The 18,825-nt window shown below is 69.5% G+C and carries 18 protein-coding genes; 10 read left to right on the top strand and 8 right to left on the bottom strand.

Annotated features, from left to right (window positions below; all coding sequences use genetic code 11):
* Window positions 1-24: 24 nt before the first annotated feature.
* A complete protein-coding gene (locus EAS64_RS07700; RefSeq protein WP_145851931.1) occupies window positions 25-306 on the bottom strand; it encodes a hypothetical protein in 282 nt (93 codons plus the stop codon).
* 16 nt (window positions 307-322) lie between these two features.
* Between EAS64_RS07700 and EAS64_RS07695 the strand changes: the two genes are divergently transcribed.
* From EAS64_RS07695 to EAS64_RS07685, 3 genes are all read left to right on the top strand, one after another.
* A complete protein-coding gene (locus tag EAS64_RS07695) occupies window positions 323-715 on the top strand; it encodes a hypothetical protein (RefSeq protein ID WP_145851930.1) in 393 nt (130 codons plus the stop codon).
* A 156-nt stretch (window positions 716-871) separates the two neighbouring features.
* Window positions 872-1,807, top strand: a complete 936-nt coding sequence (gene arcC / locus EAS64_RS07690; protein WP_145851929.1) for a carbamate kinase — start codon at window positions 872-874, stop codon at window positions 1,805-1,807.
* 132 nt (window positions 1,808-1,939) lie between these two features.
* The gene (locus EAS64_RS07685; protein WP_145851928.1) at window positions 1,940-4,657 is read left to right on the top strand and encodes a cation-translocating P-type ATPase; all 2,718 of its coding nucleotides are present in this window, start codon (window positions 1,940-1,942) and stop codon (window positions 4,655-4,657) included.
* Between the two features lie 115 nt (window positions 4,658-4,772).
* Here the strand turns inward: EAS64_RS07685 and EAS64_RS07675 are convergent, their stop codons facing one another.
* Complete coding sequence (locus EAS64_RS07675; protein ID WP_222849067.1) at window positions 4,773-6,011, bottom strand: serine/threonine-protein kinase; 1,239 nt, start codon at window positions 6,009-6,011, stop codon at window positions 4,773-4,775.
* Window positions 6,012-6,135: 124 nt separating this feature from the next.
* On the opposite strand from EAS64_RS07675, the gene EAS64_RS07670 reads away from it, so the two are divergent.
* Complete coding sequence (locus EAS64_RS07670) at window positions 6,136-7,410, top strand: PP2C family protein-serine/threonine phosphatase (protein WP_145851927.1); 1,275 nt, start codon at window positions 6,136-6,138, stop codon at window positions 7,408-7,410.
* A 32-nt stretch (window positions 7,411-7,442) separates the two neighbouring features.
* Here EAS64_RS07670 and EAS64_RS07665 read toward each other — a convergent pair whose 3' ends face one another.
* Complete coding sequence (locus EAS64_RS07665; RefSeq protein ID WP_145851926.1) at window positions 7,443-9,113, bottom strand: ricin-type beta-trefoil lectin domain protein; 1,671 nt, start codon at window positions 9,111-9,113, stop codon at window positions 7,443-7,445.
* A 411-nt stretch (window positions 9,114-9,524) separates the two neighbouring features.
* On the opposite strand from EAS64_RS07665, the gene EAS64_RS07660 reads away from it, so the two are divergent.
* The 3 genes from EAS64_RS07660 to EAS64_RS07650 are packed head-to-tail and all read left to right on the top strand — an operon-like array spanning window position 9,525 to window position 13,404.
* The gene (locus EAS64_RS07660; RefSeq protein WP_145851925.1) at window positions 9,525-10,973 is read left to right on the top strand and encodes a glycosyltransferase; all 1,449 of its coding nucleotides are present in this window, start codon (window positions 9,525-9,527) and stop codon (window positions 10,971-10,973) included.
* Window positions 10,970-12,547, top strand: coding sequence for an ArnT family glycosyltransferase (locus EAS64_RS07655; protein WP_145851924.1), 1,578 nt, complete (start codon window positions 10,970-10,972; stop codon window positions 12,545-12,547). The genes EAS64_RS07660 and EAS64_RS07655 overlap by 4 nt, the downstream gene beginning before the upstream one ends.
* 23 nt (window positions 12,548-12,570) lie before the next feature.
* Entirely contained in the window at window positions 12,571-13,404 is an 834-nt protein-coding gene (locus EAS64_RS07650; RefSeq protein ID WP_145852415.1) for a TrmH family RNA methyltransferase, read from the top strand.
* A 13-nt stretch (window positions 13,405-13,417) separates the two neighbouring features.
* On the opposite strand, the gene EAS64_RS07645 is transcribed toward EAS64_RS07650, so the two are convergent.
* The 3 genes from EAS64_RS07645 to EAS64_RS07635 form a co-directional block, all read right to left on the bottom strand.
* The gene (locus EAS64_RS07645; RefSeq protein ID WP_145851923.1) at window positions 13,418-14,530 is read right to left on the bottom strand and encodes a DNA glycosylase AlkZ-like family protein; all 1,113 of its coding nucleotides are present in this window, start codon (window positions 14,528-14,530) and stop codon (window positions 13,418-13,420) included.
* 144 nt (window positions 14,531-14,674) lie between these two features.
* Entirely contained in the window at window positions 14,675-15,295 is a 621-nt protein-coding gene (locus tag EAS64_RS07640; protein WP_145851922.1) for a hypothetical protein, read from the bottom strand.
* A 41-nt stretch (window positions 15,296-15,336) separates the two neighbouring features.
* Complete coding sequence (locus EAS64_RS07635; RefSeq protein ID WP_145851921.1) at window positions 15,337-15,903, bottom strand: hypothetical protein; 567 nt, start codon at window positions 15,901-15,903, stop codon at window positions 15,337-15,339.
* Window positions 15,904-16,032: 129 nt separating this feature from the next.
* On the opposite strand from EAS64_RS07635, the gene EAS64_RS43400 reads away from it, so the two are divergent.
* Window positions 16,033-16,197 carry a hypothetical protein gene (locus tag EAS64_RS43400; protein ID WP_187365749.1) on the top strand — a complete coding sequence of 55 codons (165 nt, stop codon included), beginning with the start codon at window positions 16,033-16,035 and terminating at the stop codon, window positions 16,195-16,197.
* 15 nt (window positions 16,198-16,212) lie between these two features.
* Window positions 16,213-16,953, top strand: a complete 741-nt coding sequence (locus EAS64_RS07630; RefSeq protein WP_145851920.1) for a class II aldolase/adducin family protein — start codon at window positions 16,213-16,215, stop codon at window positions 16,951-16,953.
* A gap of 130 nt (window positions 16,954-17,083) precedes the next feature.
* On the opposite strand, the gene EAS64_RS43395 is transcribed toward EAS64_RS07630, so the two are convergent.
* The gene (locus tag EAS64_RS43395; RefSeq protein WP_187365748.1) at window positions 17,084-17,236 is read right to left on the bottom strand and encodes a hypothetical protein; all 153 of its coding nucleotides are present in this window, start codon (window positions 17,234-17,236) and stop codon (window positions 17,084-17,086) included.
* Window positions 17,237-17,397: 161 nt separating this feature from the next.
* Here EAS64_RS43395 and EAS64_RS07625 point away from each other — a divergent pair, with 161 nt between their 5' ends.
* The gene (locus EAS64_RS07625; RefSeq protein ID WP_145851919.1) at window positions 17,398-17,733 is read left to right on the top strand and encodes a hypothetical protein; all 336 of its coding nucleotides are present in this window, start codon (window positions 17,398-17,400) and stop codon (window positions 17,731-17,733) included.
* An 84-nt stretch (window positions 17,734-17,817) separates the two neighbouring features.
* Here EAS64_RS07625 and EAS64_RS07620 read toward each other — a convergent pair whose 3' ends face one another.
* The gene (locus EAS64_RS07620) at window positions 17,818-18,636 is read right to left on the bottom strand and encodes a purine-nucleoside phosphorylase (RefSeq protein WP_145851918.1); all 819 of its coding nucleotides are present in this window, start codon (window positions 18,634-18,636) and stop codon (window positions 17,818-17,820) included.
* Window positions 18,637-18,825: the final 189 nt, after the last annotated feature.

Here is an 18,825-nt window from a genome sequence, read left to right as displayed (position 1 = left end):
AGTGCGGCCCCGCTGGGTCTTCCGCTATTCGCGCTGGAAGGACAGTCCGAGGTTGACGTTGTGGATCCGCTGCACGTAGGCGGGGGCGGCCACGATGTAGAAGGCGTCGGTGAGCTCCTTGTTCTGGCCCTCGTTGAACACCCTCCAGGCCGGCTTGGAGCGGAGGAAGTTGTGCATAGGCAGCGAGAGGAACCCGGTGATCACCGCGAGGAACGAGCGCATCCGGTCCGAGCCGACGAACACCCGCTTGGCCGCGTTGGTGGCCCACATCCGGTAGGCGCGCACCCTGTCCTCCGCCTCGGGCACTCCGTAGGAGCACTTCGTGGCCGATCCGGTTATGCCAGGGCCGCTCGACCTTGCCAAGGTTGGCAGCGCGCAACTCGCCGAGGCGCCGGACCGGCTGCTCGCGGTGGCCGCTGACCTGCTGCTCTTGGGGGACACTGGGCGGGCCGGCCAGTACCTAGACGTGCTGGAGCGGGTTCAGCCGCCCGATCAGGCCGATCCCAGGCTCGCGGCCCGGTTCACCGCGATCCGCGCCTTCCAGCATGCCATGACCGGGCAGCTCGAGCTTGCCATCGACGAGGCGCACGCCGCCAGGGAGCTGCAGGAGCGCGTGCGGCCCTCCGACGAGTGGAATCTCGCGGTGCCGATGCTCCTGATGACGGTCCACAACTGCCTGGAGGACTTCGCGGCCGTTGAACGCTCGCGGGCCTGACAGAGCCGGAGCCGGTTCCCTCGTTCCGGTAGCAGGTGTGTCCTCCGCAGCGAAAGATCACCCCGGGGAGATGACGCCCACACGCGACGGCCAGGCAAAAGATCAGTAATGAGGTCCTGGTGAGGGTTGGCCGTCACCGCGCGGGAGGAGGCTGGTATGCGCATCGTGCTCGCCCTTGGCGGCAACGCGCTGCTGCGTCGCAGCGACCCGATAACGACAGAGGTGCAACGGCGGAACGTCAGGATCGCGGCGCATGCGATCGCGCCGCTCGCCGCGGAGCACGACGTCGTGGTGGTGCACGGCAACGGTCCGCAAGTGGGCCTGCTCTCGCTGCAGGCCGAGGCGTACGACGGCGCCGAGCCCTACCCGCTTGACGTGCTCGACGCCGGCACCCAGGGCATGATCGGCTACCTCATCCAGCAGGAACTGCGTGCCATGCTGCCGCCGGGCAGCCCAGTGGTGACCCTGCTCACCATGGTCGCGGTCGACCCGGCAGACCCGGCATTCGGCAACCCGACGAAGTTCGTCGGCCCGGAGTACGAGAAGGCGGCGGCCGACACGCTCGCCGCCGCCAAGGGATGGAGCTTCCGCCAGGACGGGGCCTCCTGGCGGCGGGTGGTGCCTTCGCCGCGGCCGGTGCAGATCCTGGAGATCCAGCCGGTCACCTGGCTGCTCGAGCGCGGCGCGGTGGTCATCTGCGCCGGCGGCGGTGGCATTCCCACGGTGCTGCCGACCGCGGGCTCAGGTGAGCTGCTCGGCGTCGAGGCGGTAATCGACAAGGACTTCGCCAGCGAACTGCTCGCCGAGGACGTGGGCGCCGACCTGTTCGTGATGGCGACCGATGTGGACGGCGTCTATCTCGACTGGGGCACCCCGGGCCAGCGCCGCCTCTCCCGGGTGACCGTGGAGGAACTGGCCGGGCACGAGTTCCCCGCCGGGTCCATGGGCCCGAAGGTCGAGGCCGCGGCACGGTTCGCGACGAGGACGGGCAAGCGGGCCGCGATCGGCGCGCTCGACGACATCGCGGAGATCGTCAGCGGGACGGCGGGCACCAGCGTGGTCGCGTCCCCTGCCGCCGTGGCTGGCGGCTGACATGGCCACCGAGCCGGTGTGGCTCCCGACTTCGTGTGGAAACGGTCGCATACCGCCGCTCCCAGTCTGCAGGCCGGGCACTGAGGCCAGCGGCGAGACTCCAGCAACCGGCTAACGATCGGAGGCATCCGGATGGCAGTCCAGTCCAGGCCCGCGGGCCCGCCGGAAGCGGTGGTCCAGCCCTGGTACACGCGCACCGCGGATGAGGCGCTCGCCGCCATTGGCGTCGATCCCGCGGTGGGGCTGTCCGCCGCGCGCACGGCCGAACTGCTCGCCGCGAACGGCCCCAACGCGCTGCCCGAGGAGAAGCCGGTGCCCGGCTGGCAGCGCTTCCTCGCCCAGTACCGCACCTACATGCAGATCATCCTGATCGTGGCCGCCGTGGTGTCGTTCGCGATCAAGGAGTGGAGCACAGGGATCGTGCTGATCGCGCTGACCGTGCTCAACGCGGTGGTCGGCCTGCGTCAGGAGGGCAAGGCGGAGAGCGCGATGAACGCGCTCAAGTCGATGATGAAGGCGACCGCGCGGGTGCGGCGAGACGGTACCGAGTCGCAAATTCCCGCCACGGACGTGGTCGTCGGCGATGTCGTGCTGCTCTCCGCCGGTGACGAGGTTCCCGCCGACGGGCGGATCATCGAGGCGAGCGCGCTGACGATCGACGAGGCCGCGCTGACCGGGGAGAGCACGCCGGCCGCCAAGAACGTGATCACCCTGCACGACGACGGGCTTGCGCCCGGCGATCAAACCAACATGGCCTTCATGAACACGCCGGTCACGCACGGCAGCGGACTCCTGCTCGTCACCGCCGTCGGTGCGGGCACCGAGGTGGGGAGGATCTCCGGACTGCTGTCCGCGACAGCCAGGGAGGAATCGCCGCTCACCAGGGAGCTCAACAGGCTCACCCTGTGGATCGCCGCCGCGGCCGGCTTGACGATGATCGTCATGTTCGCGCTCGGCCGCGCGCGCGGCCAGGCCTGGGACCACCTGTTCACCGCCGCGGTCTCGCTGGCGATCGCGGCCATACCCGAGGCCCTGCCGACGGTGGCCCAGGTCATCCTGTCCGTCGGGGGGACGGACCTGGCCAAGCGCAACGCCATCGTGAAGGATCTTCCCTCGGTGGAGACGCTCGGGTTCACCTCGGCGATCAACTCCGACAAGACTGGCACCCTGACCATGAACCAGATGACCGCCGTGGAGGTGCTCGACCCCACCGACCGGTACACGATCTCCGGCACCGGCTACGGCCTGGAGGGCACGGTCATGCACGCCGCGGGCAGCACGGCGACGATCGAGGACGCGATCCTTCCCTACCTGGTCGCGAGCGACGCGAAGCTGGTGGACGGGCACGTGGTCGGCGACCCGACCGAGGGCGCGCTGCTCGTACTCGGCGCCAAGGCCGGCCTCGACATCGACGCGACCCGTGCGGAGCTGCCCAGGCTCGCCACCCTGCCGTTCGACCCGTCGTACAAGCTGATGGCCACGTTCAACACCGCGAAGGACGCGACGGGACGTCCGGTGGTGCGCTGCTTCATCAAGGGCGCAGCTCCCGCGGTGATGGCGCGGGCGGCCTCGGCGCTTTCCGCGGGCACCCTCGTCCCGTGGGACGCGGCGCTGAGCGAGCGGGCGACGGCGGCGATGGAGCGGATGGAGAGCGAGGGCCGCCGGGTGATGTCGGCCGCGATCCGCGACCTCGACCCTGCCGAGTTCGACCCGAAGGGCGACCTGCTCGCCCTCGTCACCGACGTGACGATCACCAGCCTTGTCGCGATGGTCGACCCGCCGCGCGAGGAGTCGAAGGACGCGGTGGCGAGCGCCCAGGCGGCGCACATCCGGGTCCGGATGGTGACCGGCGACGACATGCTCACCGGCGCGGCGATCGCCAAGCAGCTCGGCATCGAGGGCGAGGCCATCCTCGGCGCCGACTTCGCCGCGATGTCGGAGGCGGAGCGGCTGGAGCGCATCGACGACATCGGCGTCGTGGGGCGGGTGGCGCCCGAGCACAAGGTGCTGCTGGCCAACACGCTGAAGCAGAAGGGCCACGTGGTGGCCATGACCGGGGACGGCGTCAACGACGCGCCCGCGATCAAGGCGGCCGACATCGGCATCGCCATGGGCAGCGGCACCGAGGTGGCCAAGAATGCCGGGCGGATGATCCTGTCCGACGACAACTTCGCCACCATCGTCTTCGCCGTCGAACAGGGCCGCAAGATCTACGACAACCTGACCAAGTACATCAGGTTCGTCCTCGTGCTCCTCGTGGTATTCGTGCTGACGTTCCTCGGTGCGACCCTGTTCAACATCGCGGCAGGCGAGCCGTTCACGCCGGCCCAGGTGCTGTGGATTCACTTCTTCGTCAACGCGCCGTTCGGCTTCGCGCTCGGCTTCGACAACGAGAGCCCGGGGCTCATGCTGCGACGGCCGCGACCGCGCGGCGAGTCGGTGCTGACCCGGAGCGTCATGGTCACCGTCGGCCTCGCCGGGCTCGCCATCACCATCGGCCTGCTGTCGATGATCGCGGTCGGCCAGCACCGGTTCGGCAGCGTCGCGGTCGGCCAGTCCATCGCGTTCACCTCGTTCGCGCTCTGCCTGATCGTGGCCGCGGTCGAGTGCCGGCACGAAACCGGCACCGTCCTCACGACGGACACCTTCGACAGCAGGCAGCTGAACTGGGTGATGCTCGGCGAGTTCATCCTCGCTGTGCTCGTCACCCAGATGGACGTGTTCAATCGCCTGCTCGGCACGGTGCCGCTGAACCTGCGCCAGTTCGGCTGGGCCCTGCTGCCCGCCATCGCGCTACTCGCGCTGTGGGAACTCGGAAAGCTCATCGCGCGGCGATCAGCCGCGCGATGAGCTTTCAACCTTCGGCCGGGGCTGGCACACAGCCGCCTCACGCCGTCGAACGCGGAAGACCTGCTCTTCGACGGGGTCCTGTGGATGGCCAGAGCCCAGGAGGAGCACGACGGGGTCAGTACCCGCCGATCCCGAGCACGTGTAGCAGGATGATGATCGCGAGCGCCGCCGCCGCGGCGAGCCCGGCAATGACCGCCGAGCGGCTGACCACGGGCAGCTTGCCACCCTGGCCAGCGGCGGGCGGTGGCGGTGCGGGGCGCGAGACTGGACGCGCGGCGGCCGCTGCGGGGAACGCTGATGCCGGCGTGTCCAGTACGTGCGGCGGTCGCGACACCGCGGTTTCCGGTACATGCGGCGGTCGCGAGGACGGTGCCTGTGCCGATGATGGCTGCGCCGACGGTGGCGGGGTGTACTCCCGGCGGGTCTGCGGGGCTGGCCTGTCGACGCGCGTGCCGTCGGCGGACGCGTGACCGGCGCCGGCGACTACCTCCAGCAATGCGGCGGCGAACTCGCCGCACCGTACGTACCGGTCGCCTGGCTCCTTCGCGAGCCCGCGGGCGAGTACCGCGTCCATGCCGGGCGGCAGGCCGCCGCGGTACTGCGACAGCGGCGGCACCGGGTCGTTCAGGTGCGCGAATAGCGTCGCCATGGTCTCCTGCCTACGGAACGGCAAGTGGCCGCTGAGCAGCGCGAACGCCATGCAAGCCAGGGAGTACTCGTCGCCGCGGCCGTCCACGGGCAGGCCCCTGATCTGCTCGGGGGCGCAGTAGTCGGGAGTACCGAGGAACGTTCCCGTGGCGGTGAGCCCGGAGACCGCCATCGCACGCTTGCTCAGCCCGAAGTCCGACAGGTAGGCGTGCTCGCCGCGACCGGGCACCACGTCCACCAGGATGTTGCCCGGCTTAACGTCCCTGTGCACAAGTCCCGCCGCGTGCGCCGCGTCAAGCGCCGAGGCGACCTGGCCGATGAACATCGCCGCCCGTTCTTGCTCAAGCACCCCGCCCTCCCGCTGCAGCAGGTCGGCCAGGTCACCCCCGGAGACAAACTTCGTGGCGATGTACAGCACACCGTCCACCTCGCCGGCTCCGTATACCGGGATGATGTGCGGTTCCTCGACCGAGGCCACCGCCTGTGACTCGCGCAGGAACCTGGCACGGAACTCCTGGTCGGCCGCGAGAGCCGGGGACAGGACCTTCAGCGCGGCCAGCCGCCCGAGCACCGCGTCACGCGCGCGGAAGACCACGGCCATCCCGCCGGCCCCGACCTGTTCCTCGATCACGTACCCGGCCAGCTGGCTGCCCGGAACCAGCCGCGCCATCACGGCATACTGCTCTGCGCTGAATTCGCCGCTCACCCACGCCTCCTCGCGGCGCGCATGAACCGCATGCCCGCCGGGGAAAGTGTGGCATCAAATGACGGGATATTCCGGGCACTTCGCCGTGCCGTTTCACCCGTCGGGTGCTGGGTAACTGCAAGCGATGGTGTACACATCAGGCCCGCCCGAAGACGCGCGGACCACAGCCGCCGACAGGCTGCGGGACATCGAGGCCGTTACCGACGCGGCACTGTCCCGGCTTGACGAGCAGGCGCTGCTCGACACGCTGCTCGATCGCGTGAAGAAGACCCTTCAGGTGGACACCGCCGCGGTCCTGCTGCTCGACCGTTCGGCCAGGCAGCTGGTCGCGACGGCCGCGAGCGGCCTCGAGGAAGAGGTCGTCCAGGGCGTCCGGGTGCCGCTCGGCGCGGGGTTCGCCGGCCGGATCGCGGCGTCCCGCGAGCCGGTCATCCTGACCGAGCTGAACGCGAGTACCGTCAGCAACCCGCTGCTTGCCGAGCGGGGTATCAAGTCGCTGCTCGGCGTGCCGCTGTTCGCCGCCGGCCGGGTCATCGGCGTGCTGCACGTCGGCTCGCTGAGCGGACGGCGGTTCACGCAGGAGGACACCGAACTGCTGCAGCTCGCGGCGGACCGGGCGGCGCTCGCGCTGCGTTCCCTGATGGCGCAGGACGACCAGCTGGCCGCCGTGGCACTGCACCGGAGCCTGCATCCCGCGGCGCTGCCTGAGTTGCCTGGTCACGAGCTCGCCGCCAGGTACGTGACAGGCACCGGCAACGTCGGCGGCGACTGGTATGACGTGTTCAAGCTGCCCGACGGCAAGCTCGGCATCGTCGTCGGCGACGTCGCGGGTTCCGGGTTGCAGGCGGCGGTCATCATGGGCAGGATGCGCAGCGCACTGCGCGCCTACGTCCTGGAGACCGCCGACCCCGCGGTCGCGCTGCGCCTGCTAGACAGGAAGATCCAGTATTTCGAGGCCGACGCGATGGCCACCGTGCTTTACGGGTTGTACGACCCGGCATCTGGGGAACTGCGGATCTCGTCCGCCGGTCATCCGCCGCCGGTCATCGCGCTGCCCGCCGAGCTTTCCGCCTGCGCGCTGCCCGTCCGCCCCGACCCGCCGATCGGCACCGCCGATGACCCGCCACGCCAGTCCGCCGTGCTGACGATCCCGCCGGGCGGCCTGCTCTGCTGCTACACCGATGGTCTCGTGGAGCGCCGCGACCGGGCGATCGACGAGGGTATCGGCCTCCTGGCGGACACGATGCGCCGGCAGCTCGAGACGCGGGACAGCCGGGCCGGCCGGCCCGTCTCCCTCGCGGATGACACCTGCGCCGCGGTCATGCGCGACCTGGTGGGACACGCCCCCGCCAGGGACGATGTCGCGGTGCTCATCCTGCACCGCAAGCCGTCCGGCTGAGCCCCGGTGCGGCGGGCTCAGCCGGACGAACACTACGGCAGGGTCCAGTGCTGGTTGGCCGAGTTCTTGCACGTGGCCAGGGTGAGCTGCGTCCCGTTGGTCTTGCGCGACGAGGGGTCGGTGAGGCACCGCCCGGTGCTCTTGACCACGTACTCGCCGCCTGACGTGCGCTGCCACACCTGGCTTGCCGCCGCCGAGCACGGCTTGAGCAGCGCGGTCTGGGACGCGGTGACGCACTGACCGAGCAGCTTCAGTTCGCCGTTGGCGGCGAAGGTGATCTGCTGCTGGCTCTTGCCGTCACACGTCCACAGGTCGATCTTGCCGTTCCTGGTGTGGGCGAGGTAGTCGTCGACGCACTTGGAGGCGAATCCCTTGATCGCGCCGGGCTGGGAGCCGACCGACCACTTGAACTTGATCGAGACCGAGCCGGCGTAGTAGGAGACCTTCACCGTCGGGTGGTACGTCCCGGCGGTGATACCGGGCGTGCCGGTGATCTTGCCGGTGTGCTTGCCGACCGACAGGCCGTGCGGCAGGCCTGACGCCGTGAAGGTGAGCGCGGCGTGCCCGTTGCCCGCCGTGCTGACCGTCAGGCTGACCTTGCTGCCGAGAAGGCTGGACTGCGGTGCGGGCGGAGTGGCGGTGAGGTTGAGCTTGCCGCTCATCACGCATCCGCCTGCCGCGTTGGACCACAGGCTCTGCATGGCGAAGTTGCCCGTCGCGAGCTTAAGGTTGCCGGCCGGGGCGTGGCCGCCCCACGCGGAGCCGCCCCACGCGCACTTGTCGGCGATTTCGCCGCCGCTGATCCCGTCCTTGCTGTCAAACCAGGCCGACTCTTGCGGATCGGTGGCGGTCTCCGCGCTCTCGTGGCCGCCGACCACGCTGAACCCGTCATAGGTGCCCGGGTTGTTGATGTAGCCCATGCCGCAGTCCGTCTTGGCGTCGGGCTGGAACGGCAGGGTGATCCAGGGCAGGAAGAGGTTGGCATTCGCGGTGTCGTAGTTGTACGTGTGGTAAGCGCAGTAGTTGAGCGTCGCCGATGAGGCCGGCAGCGGCTTGCCGCAGTTGCCCTCGAACTGCCCGAGCGAGGTCGTCTTGTAGCAGGTGCCAGACTGGGGCGCGACGATCACCTGCGAGTTGTCCGGGTCCTTGATGCCGAAGTACTTGAACGCCTTGTTTGCCTCGTTGCCCAGGTCGTTGAGCGACACCGTCTTGGGCGGCGTGCCCGCGTCAACGTGCGTGCCCGCGTATTCCGCCTTGCCGACGGACAGGTGACCCTTGCCGTCCGGGTACTGCATCATGGCCACCGACCAGTTGTCCTGCGGGGACTTGCCGACCCCCTTGAAGAACTTCTGCAGGTAGCTCGCCGCGGCCTTCTCTGCGGCGGCGGTCTTCCACTTGGGTCCCCAGAACAGCAGGTAGACGTGCGGCGAGTGCTGGACGCGACCCCCGTGGTACGTCAGGTTGCAGGCGGGTTCCGCGCAGGACGCCGCGGCGGCGCTTGCTGGCGCTGTGCCGGACCGTGCGGCCGGGGCCGCCGCGCTCACCGGGCGCACCGCGCCGCCGAGCGAGGTCGCCGTCACCATGTGCGTCGCGGCCGTCGCGGCGGCCGGGCTGGCTGTCGCGCCGGCCATCGCCGGCACGGTCAAGGCCAACGCGGCCGCGCTAAGGGCCGCACCCGCGGCCAGCAGTATCCGAGTTTTCACCACGCGTCTCTCCTGTAAGCCGTCTGGTATCGGCCGGCGGGCGGCCCCCCGGAGAGGCTTCCATAGGTGATAAGGAAACCGCAATCAATTCGACTTACTTGAATAACTGGTACAGAACGGGTTCGGGTAACTCAGATGGCGAATCATCTCCAACGGTGAACGTGTCCTGATATCAGCCGCGATGATGTTGTGACCCACACTTTTAGCCTGAATGTAACCCAACGTCTGGGGCGGGACTGGACAATGTGACCAGTCCGAACTCGGGTTGGCGCCGGAGGCGGGCATGGGTCGGGAGCCCGGCATGGGAGAGCCGGAATACCGAGGGTGGGGGATCTTTGCTGGTGGCAGCGGTTTTTCGGGAGCGCGCGCCCCTCGGCTAGATCATGGAGCGGCTAGCTGGGGGGAAACCACATGCTGTACGCCATCAGGCGGTCCTATTTGCGTGCCCGGAGAGCGGTGATCCGGCACCGGGCGCGCGCCGTCCGCCGGCTGGCAGTGGCACTGGCAGTGGCGGCGGCCGCCGCCGGGCTCTGCGTGGCCTGGTACGCGATCGCGCCGCCGGCCGTGCCCGCATTCCTGCTCATCGCGACGGCGTTCAATCTTGTCATCGGCGGGACCGAGGCCCGCTGGCGGCTCTACGGCTGGCGCACGCCGGTCGCCAGCGCGGAGATCGCCTGGCCAGAGCCGGTGCAGCCTGGCTCGGAAAAGCTGTCCTTCGACATCATCGTGCCGCTGCGCGATGAGGCGAACGTCATCGGCGATACCCTGCGCGGCCTGCTGCGCCAGACGCACCCGCGCTATCACATCGTGGTGTCGCTGTGCGACGACGACACGTCGACGATCGACGCGGTCCGCGCGGTCGTCAGAGAGAACCTGCTAGCCAACAACATCACGATCATCACCGACCATTACGCCAACCCGACCAAGGCGCAGCAGCTCAACAGGGCGCTCGACGTCTGCATGGGGGACGTGATCGGCGTGATCGACGCCGAGGACGACGTCGCCGAGGATCTCCTGGTCCACGCGGAGGCGCTACTGGCGCGCAGCGGCGCCGACGTCGTCCAAGGGGGCGTGCAGCTGATGAACCTGGGTTCGGGCCTCGGCAAGTGGTTCCAGGTGCACAACGTGCTCGAGTACTTCTTCTGGTTCACCAGCCGGATGGCCTTCCACGCGAGCACCGGGTTCGTGCCGCTCGGCGGTAACACCGTCTTCGTCCGCCGGGAGATGCTCGAGCGGGCGGGCGGCTGGCCGCTGTCGATCACCGAGGACTGCGCGCTCGGGGTGCGGCTGTCCACCGAGTTTGGCGCGAAGGTGGCCACCGCCTACAGCGCGCGGCTGACCACGCGCGAGGAGGCGCCGCCGTCCATATTCAACAAGGAGGCCGGCTCGCTGTTCTGGCAGCGGGACCGCTGGGTCCGCGGGTTCATCGAGGAGTTCCTCGTCGGCCGCTGGCTGAAGATGCCGACGCTGCGGCAGAGGGTGCTGGCCGGCTACATCCTGGCGACACCCATCCTGCAGGCCATCTCGTTCGTCATGCTGCCCGCCGCCATCGTCATTGGCCTGCTCACGAGCACGCCCGTAGGGGTGGCGCTGCTGCTGTTCACGCCCTATATCCCGATCGGGCTCACCCTGGTCACCCAGCTCATCGGGCTGCACGACTTCTGCGTGAAGTACGGCAAGAAGGCGAGCCCGTGGCATTACGCCTCGCTGATGTTCCTTTCGCCGCTGTACCAGGTGGTCCTCTCCGGCGCTGCGACTGTCGCCGTCTACAAGTACGCCACCGGCGACAAGACCTGGTACAAGACCGGCCGCGTCGCCGAGCACCGCGGCGTTTCCGGTTCGATGACCACGGCCGCGTGAGCGCCCGCACCGCAGTACTGCCCGCACCGGGCCCGGTCGCCGGGCGGGCACGGTCCATCGCGAGCGCGCTGCGCCGCGCCGCGCAAACGCTTGCACGGCGGCTGCGTGCCTGGGTCACCTGGCACCGGGCGCCGCTGATCGCGCTCGGCATCCCCCTGGTCCTCGTCATCGTCGCGACTGCCTGGAATCTCCAGGGCTGGCCCGGGTGGGTCGACGAGGACGAGGGCACGTACGTGGCCGAGGCGTGGGCGATGATCGATCCGCATCACCTGGCCAACTACACCTACTGGTACGACCACCCGCCGCTGGGCTGGGCGCAGCTCGCCGGGTACCTCTGGCTGACCGACGGGCTCGCGCGGTACTCGAGCGCCGTAGACGCAGGGCGCGAGTTCATGGTGCTGGTCACGGTGGCGAGCTGCGTGCTGCTCTACGTACTGTGCTGCAGGCTTGGCTTCCGCCGCACCGCCAGCTCGGTGACGGTGGCGCTTTTCGGCCTTTCGCCGCTCGCCGTCTACTACCACCGGCTGGTCTCGCTCGACAACATCGGCACCCTGTGGCTGCTCGCCGCACTGGTCGCCGCCGCCTCGCGGCGGCGCAACCTGAGCGCCGCGTTCTGGGCCGGAGTGTGGTCATCGGTGGCCGTGCTGAGCAAGGAGACGACCGCGATCTTGCTGCCTGTCGTGTTCTGGGTGCTCTGGCAGCAGGCACAGCCGCACACCCGCAAGTGGCACCTGTCGATCTACACCGTCACCTTCGCGCTGTTCAGCGCGTTCTACCCGCTGTACGCCGCGCTGCGCGGCGAGCTCTTCCCCGGCAGCGGTCACGTGTCGCTGCTGTGGGCGCTGTGGTGGCAGCTCGGCGGCCGCCAGGGCAGCGGGTTCCTGCTCACCAACGGCACGCTCGCCAACAGCCTGCTCACGCTGTGGCTCGGCACCGACCGCTGGCTGCTGCTCGCCGCCCTGATGCTGGTGCCGACCGGGATGCTCACCGGGCGGCTGCGCCCGTTCGCCTTCGGGCTGCTAGTCCAGACGGCCATGGCGCTGACCGGCGGATACCTGCCGTTCTTCTACGTCACGGCGATGATCCCGTTCGCCGCGCTGCTGATCGGCGGCGTGGCCGACACGCTGTGGGAGCCCGCGAACTCGCGTCTTGTCGAGGCGGCCTGCAGGCTCATCGTGCTCGCCGCCGCGGCCACCGCGCTGATCGTGGTGATACCCCAGTGGTCCGGGACCCTGGTGCGGCAGGCCGGGCGCAGCGGTGCGGCGAGCACGCTTGCCGCGACCGCCTGGGTAGAGCGCAACGTGCCGAAGCGAGACGTCGTGGTGGTGGACGACTACCTCTGGCTCGACCTGAAGCGGGCGGGACTCAACCCGCTGTGGGTGCAGAAGACCAGCTCGAACGCCCAGAGCCAGGGGGAGCTGGCCGACGGCTGGCGGTCCATCGGCTATGTGGTGATAAGCGACCAGATCGCCGGGACGATCGCGGGCATTCCGCTGCTGCAGCAGGCGGTGAACCACTCCGTTCCGGTCGCGAGGTTCGGCGACGGCCTCGTGGTGCGCAGGGTCGTTCCCTGACCATAGGACACACTAGAGCCATGATGCGCACCGTCGAGATCGGCAGCGCCGGCGATGACCGGCTGGCGGACTACACCCGGCTCACCGACGCCGGACTGCGGACGCACCTGGAGGCCGAGCACGGCCTGTTCATCGCGGAGGGCACCAAGGTCATCACCCGCGCCGTCGCCGCCGGATACCCGGTGCGCTCGATGCTGCTCGGCCGCGCCCGGCTCGGCGACCTGCCCGCGCTCGGCGAGGCCTGCCAGAGCATGCGGCAGGACGTGCCGGTGTTTGTCGTTCCCGACGATGTCGCCGAGAGCCTCACCGGGTTCCGGGTGCACCGGGGAGCGCTCGCGTCACTGTCGCGGCGGCCGCTTCCCGCGGTCCGCGACGTGGTCGGTGCGGTACGCCGGGTGGTCGTCCTCGAGGACCTGGTGGATCACGGCAACGTCGGGGCGATCTTCCGGTGCGCTGCCGCGCTCGGCGTGGACGCGGTGGTCCTGTCGCCGCGCTGCGCCGACCCGCTCTACCGGCGCGCGGTGAAGGTCTCCATGGGCGCGGTGTTCGCAATCCCCTATGCCCGGATGACCGGCTGGTACGACGGCCTCGCGGAACTGAAGGCCAGCGGCTTCCGGTTGCTCGCGCTCACCCCGGACGACCGGGCCGCGCCGATCGCCGGCGCGCTGTGCGCGGCCTCGCGGGTCGCGCTGCTCCTCGGCACCGAGGGAGACGGGCTGTCGGCGCGCTGGCAGGACGAGGCCGACCTGACGGTGCGCATCCCGATGAACCCGGCCGCGCGTGCCGCGGGCGTCGACTCGCTCAACGTGGTGGCCGCCGCCGCCATCGCCTGTCACCTGCTCACGCAGCCGGACTGAGGCCGTACCGCAGTTAGCGGCCGGTCCGCTCCAGGCCGAGCCAGGCCGCGAGGCAGTCGATCTCCGCGTCGATCGCGGCGGTCATGTCAGCGGTAAACGGAACGTCCTGATGGACCGCGCTGATCGTCAGCACCCCCGCCTTGCGGTCGGCGGTGGCGTCCAGCTTGCCGACCAGCCGGTCGCCATACAGGATCGGCAGCGCGTAGTAGCCCCAGCGCCGCTTCGCAGCCGGCTTGTACATCTCCAGCTGGTACTCGAAGTCGAAGATCTCCTGCGCGCGGACCCGGTCGTGCACCAGCCGGTCGAATGGCGACAGCAGCGCCGCCCGCCCGTCGAACGGTCCGCCAAGCGCATCGAGGTACGCCGGGTCGACCCGCCACCTGCCACGAACGCCGTCAACCTCAGCCGGCTCGCCCGCCTCGCCGGTCCCGATGGGCTCGACCAGGGTTGCCTGCCCGGTGCTGCGTGCGATGCCAAGGGCGCGCAGCCGCCTGCGTTCCCGTTCCCGCTTGGCCTCCTCGTGGGGGAGGCCCGGGTGGTCCGGGTAGACCCGCTCGGCCAGGTCCCACAGCCGTTCCTTGCCCCGGCGCCCGGCGACCGCGACCTCGCCGCGCTGCGCCATGAGATCCAGCAGCTTGGTGATGTTCTTGTTGTTGGTCCAGCCGGTGGACTGCCACGGCCTGGCACAGCTGTCTGGCAGCTCGCGCGACGGCAGCGGGCCGCCCGCGCGTAGCCGGGCGAGGATGTCACGGCGGCAAGCGTCGTTCGCCGCCACCCACTCGGCGTAGAAGACCTGCCAGTCCCGCAGTTCACCAGGGCCAGGCCAGGCTGTCATCTCCGCGCGGTACGCCGCGATGTCCTCGGCGGGCCGCAGGAATGCCTGGAGTTCGATCAGGTCCCTGCGGTCGAGCGCCGACCGCAGGTGCTCCGGGCGGTAGCCGGCGCCGAGCCTGGACCACGCCACCAGGTCGGCGCTCGGCGCCACGGCGCTGACCGGGTCGAGCTGCAGCGCGGTCAGGCGGCGGACCGCCGTGACTAGGTCAGGCGGGCACTCCGCGGTCAGCAGCTGCGCGCGCACCGCGATCCGTCGGGCGTCCTGCCGGCTGAGGCGGTGCACCATGCTCATGGAGAGAGCGTACGCGGGGGCGGTGACATCGAACCGGTTTCGGCGCCCGGTGGCAAAGAGCGCCACCGTACCGGGCGCCAAAACCGGGATGTCTCCCGGTGGGACGACCCCCCGTTCCGAATACTCTCGCCTTTGACCTTGCCTTTAGCGAAGCCGCGTCACGATGGAGTCGGCCTGCGCCAGTGTGACCGGCTGCTTGAGCTCGCTGACAGGTACCGTCCGCTGGCCGCCGTCCAGGAAGATCACCTGGTCCTTCATGCAGCCGCGCAGCTCGGGGTAGCGCGCCACGATGGCGTCCTGCTCCGCCTTCGACTGCTCCCACTGCTGCTGCGTCTGGGCGGCCCTGGCCTGCATGGCGGGCACAACCTTGTCCTCGAAGGCCTTCTTCACGCGCTTGCCGATGGCCCGCCCGGCGAAGCCGAGCGCAACGCCGAAGACCGCGCCGCCGATGTCTTCCGCGATGTTGTCGCCGCCGAGGTCGAAGTCATTGTCGCGCCGGCCGCTGTTCCAGTTCCGGCCGCGGCGGAGCTGGCGGTCGGATCCCTCGACGTTGTAGTGGTCGTAGTCGCCGTCGTCGCTTGAGCCCTGCGGCTGCCCCTGGTTCCAGCCCTGGGGCTGAGCCTGACCGCCGAAACCGAGCTGTGCGGCGCGCTGCATGGCCTGCTCCCGCGCGCCGTTCATCATGTCGAAAAACTCGCGGGCTGTGCGGACCTGATCGCCGCTGCCGCATTGAGGGCACAAGGACTGCCCTTGCTGGTATGCCACGGTCCCATGATGCGTCTTTTCTGCCTTGGCTGACAGGCCTATTAGGGAACGGCGCACACAACAGTAACGTGTGCCGGAGTGCCTGCCCGCACGGTCAGCCGCACCGGGGATGAGCATGGCGGGTCGCTAACGGTCCCGTCGGCGTTCTGCTGCTCGAGGTGCTTGCTCCGCCCGGTGACCGTGTAGCTGCCAGGGGCGAGGTTCACGCTGAACGTCCCCGACGCGCCGACCGTGACGTTGAGTGCGTCACCGCCGCTGCCGCGGAAGGTGATCACGCCAGACAACGGCCTGACCGGCGTGCTTGTCTTGCCGGGCTGTATCGGGCCGCCGACCATCTCGAACTTTCCCCGCACGGCGAGCAGGGCGGGCATGTAGCGGTCGACGGGAGCCTTCGACGCGGTCCCGGTGGGCGTCGCCTTCGCCGTCCCTGTCGCCTTCGCTGTTCCGGTCGCCGTCGCCGCTGCTGTCGCCGTGGCGGGCGCCTGAGCCGCCGTGGCCGAACTGGACGCCGCTGAGCATCCGGTCAGCCCGGTGATGACGAGCCCCGTGACGCCAAGCACCGCTATTCCCAGTGCCCCGATTCGTGGCACCGCTGGCCGCTGTCGCATCCTGTCCTCCGTACTCATTGGCATCACTTAAGCCTTAGATGCGGGCGAGCCCGCGCCGGTTCCGCCGGCCGGGCGGGTTCCTGCTTCCTGGTTGATCGAGGCCGTGCCGCGCGGAGAAAATGGCACACCATGAGTGGACATACCGTCTGGCACGGCGCGCCGACGGGGAACATGATCTCCGCGTCCCTGCTCACGCTGGCGCTGCCCGCGGCGGTGTGCGGCTTCGTGCGGCGAGTGCGCCGCCTACGGCGGCGGCGTGACGGCATACTTCTCGACGACCTCGGCCCGGCCTGACTAGGTTGAAGACCCATGACCGACGATTACGTTCCCGCTGATGAGGACGCGGCGATCAGGCTTGCGGTGGACGGCTGCCGGCTGCTTGCCGCCGCGGGGCAGGCCGACATGGTGTGGGGGCACCCAAGCGTCAGGGACCCGGATGGCCGCGGCGTCTGGATGAAGGCCTCCGGCTGGGGCTTCGAGGAGATCGACGCCAGCCGGATCGTGCTCGTCTCGCCCACCGGTGACGTGCTGGCCGGAACCGGGCCGCGGCACATCGAGTACCCGATTCACACCGAGATCATGGCGGCGAGGCCGGACCTGGGCGCGGTGGTGCACACGCACTCCGCCGCCGCCTGCCAGTTCGCCGCGCTCGGCGTGCCGCTGCTTCCGCTCGACCATGCGGGATCGCTGTTCTGCTATCCGGAGATTCCCCGATTCGGCGTGACCGGCGGGCTGATCAAGAACCGGTCGCTCGGCGAGGCGCTCGCCGCCGCGCTCGGTGACGCGATCGCCATCCTGCTGCCGCAGCACGGGATTGTCACGGCGGGGCCCGACCTGCCCGCCGCCGTGATGACCGCGGTGCTGCTCGACCGGGCCTGCCGCACCCAGCTCGACGCGATGGCGGCGGGGCCGGTGCGGGTGTGGGGACAGGAAGCGGACACCGTCGCCAAGCGTGCCGACGTGTGGGCGCCGGGGCAGCTGCGGGCGGGGTATGAGTACCTGCTGCGCCAGGCTCCTCGCCTGCCTCGCGAGGGCATAGGCGGAAGTTAGCAGGACAAAACTGTCCATGCAAGGAAAGGATGAGCATGCGTCTTCGCCATGTAATGGCTGCGTTGTTCAGCCAGGACCTCAACGTGGAGGACACCACGTTCGGCCTTCCCGCGGCGAACCTCAACGTCATCTACCCGGACGGCCAGCCGGCCTTCGACACGAACAACGCCGACGAGGTCAACTGGTCCGGCGAGATCGCGCTCGACGTGGAGTCGGCGCACGCCGTCGCGCCCGCGGCGACCATCGACCTGGTGGTCTCCATGAGCGACCAGGACGCCGACATCCTCAGCGCGCTGAAGTACGTGGTGGGTCACCATCTCGGCTCGGTGCTTTCGCAGAGCTACGGCGAGGCCGAGATCTGCCAGGGCCCGTCGATCACCAAGGCGGATGAGCTGCTATTCGCCGCCGCCGCTCTCCAGGGCATGTCGGTGTTCGCCTCCTCCGGTGACGACGGCGGCGCCCTGCCGACCTGCGACGGCACCTCGTTCTTTCGGTGGCACCAGCGCGGGCTCACCGCAGTGGGCGGCGATCACCGCGCTCGCCGACCAGGCCGCGCACCACCGGCTCGGCTTCCTCAACCCCGCCCTCTACCTGCTCTCGCACGGACCGAAGGCCGGCTACATCTTCCACGACGTGACCACCGGCAACAACAGCGTCTCGCTGACCGACGCGAACAACAACCCGGTGAACATCACCGGCTACTCGGCGGGCAACGTCTGGGACCCGGTGACCGGCATCGGCACGCCGGACGTGGCGCACCTGCTCAAGTTCCTGCACTAGCTCATCGGTTGGGCAAAGGTCCCCCGGCGCACCGCTTCGGGGGACCTTTCGCTTCGTTTCTGAGCCTCAGCGCTGTCAGCGGCCTCAGCCTCGCGGCAGCAGCTCCGCGAGCAGGGAGCCGACCCTGGCCGCGGGCTCCCGCGCGGCGGCGAGCACGTCCTTGTGGTCGATCGGCTCCTGCGACAGCCCCGCGGCCGGGTTGGTGACCAGCGAAATGCCTAGCACCTCGGCGCCCAGGTGCCGCGCGGCGATCGCCTCCATCACGGTGGACATGCCGACCAGATCGGCGCCAGCGGTGCGAAGCATCCTGATCTCGGCTGGCGTCTCGAAGTGCGGCCCGGGGAGTCCGGCGTAGACACCCTCGGGCAGTGCCGGGTCGAGTTCCCGCGCCATCGCGCGCAGCCGCCCGGAGTACACCTCAGTAAGGTCGGTGAACCGGGATGGCACCTGCGGCGGCAGCGGTCCCGTGAGCGGGGAGCGGCCGGTGAGGTTGATGTGGTCGCTGACCAGGACCGGCTGGCCCACCCCAAAGGCAGGGTTGATGCCGCCCGCCGCGTTGGTCAGCACGATGGTCCGGCACCCCGCCGCGACGGCCGTACGCACGCCGTGGGTGACCGCGTTCGGGTCGTGCCCTTCGTATAGATGAATGCGCCCCAGGTAAGCCAGGATGTGCAGTTTTCCCATTCGGATATACCGGACGGATGGTGCATGACCCTTTACGCTCGGTTGCGCAAAGCCGCCCAGGTCTGCGAGGGATATCTCCGCCACGGTGGTGCCGAGCGCGTCCGCTGCGGCGAGCCAGCCCGAGCCGAGGACAACTGCGGCGTCGAAACTCTCGGCACCGGTTTGGCCACGCAGCGCCGCGGCGCTCGCCTCGGCCAGCGCGAAGGGATCGGTTGTCATGGGCCGATCATCCCGCAGTTGGCCAGCGGATGTCACGGTGCGTGTTATAGGCCGGTGATCAGCGTCACAGAATGGCAGGTAAGCCACGAAGCCTTTCTTTGTGAAGTCACGGGCGGCCCATGTTTCTTTCTGGCATCGTTGATCAACGGCGGTGGATGGGTGCGATATATGCACGACATGGACCGAAGG

The sequence above is a fragment of the Trebonia kvetii genome (assembly GCF_007827045.1).
GTDB classification, from domain to species: Bacteria; Actinomycetota; Actinomycetes; order Streptosporangiales; family Streptosporangiaceae; genus Trebonia; species Trebonia kvetii.
Note: the sequence above shows the minus strand (reverse complement) of the source record. Positions and strands in the feature narration are given on the sequence as shown.

Coding starts and splice junctions, on each gene's coding strand:
- EAS64_RS07660 (WP_145851925.1), top strand. CDS start 9,525: ATGCTGTACGCCATCAGGCGGTCCTATTTGCGTGCCCGGAGAGCGGTG.
- EAS64_RS43395 (WP_187365748.1), bottom strand. CDS start 17,236: ATGTCGGCGTCCTGGTCGCTCATGGAGACCACCAGGTCGATGGTCGCC.
- EAS64_RS07650 (WP_145852415.1), top strand. CDS start 12,571: ATGCGCACCGTCGAGATCGGCAGCGCCGGCGATGACCGGCTGGCGGAC.
- EAS64_RS07620 (WP_145851918.1), bottom strand. CDS start 18,636: ATGACAACCGATCCCTTCGCGCTGGCCGAGGCGAGCGCCGCGGCGCTG.
- EAS64_RS07645 (WP_145851923.1), bottom strand. CDS start 14,530: ATGAGCATGGTGCACCGCCTCAGCCGGCAGGACGCCCGACGGATCGCG.
- EAS64_RS07670 (WP_145851927.1), top strand. CDS start 6,136: ATGGTGTACACATCAGGCCCGCCCGAAGACGCGCGGACCACAGCCGCC.
- EAS64_RS07685 (WP_145851928.1), top strand. CDS start 1,940: ATGGCAGTCCAGTCCAGGCCCGCGGGCCCGCCGGAAGCGGTGGTCCAG.
- EAS64_RS07635 (WP_145851921.1), bottom strand. CDS start 15,903: ATGCGACAGCGGCCAGCGGTGCCACGAATCGGGGCACTGGGAATAGCG.
- EAS64_RS07630 (WP_145851920.1), top strand. CDS start 16,213: ATGACCGACGATTACGTTCCCGCTGATGAGGACGCGGCGATCAGGCTT.
- arcC (WP_145851929.1), top strand. CDS start 872: ATGCGCATCGTGCTCGCCCTTGGCGGCAACGCGCTGCTGCGTCGCAGC.
- EAS64_RS43400 (WP_187365749.1), top strand. CDS start 16,033: ATGAGTGGACATACCGTCTGGCACGGCGCGCCGACGGGGAACATGATC.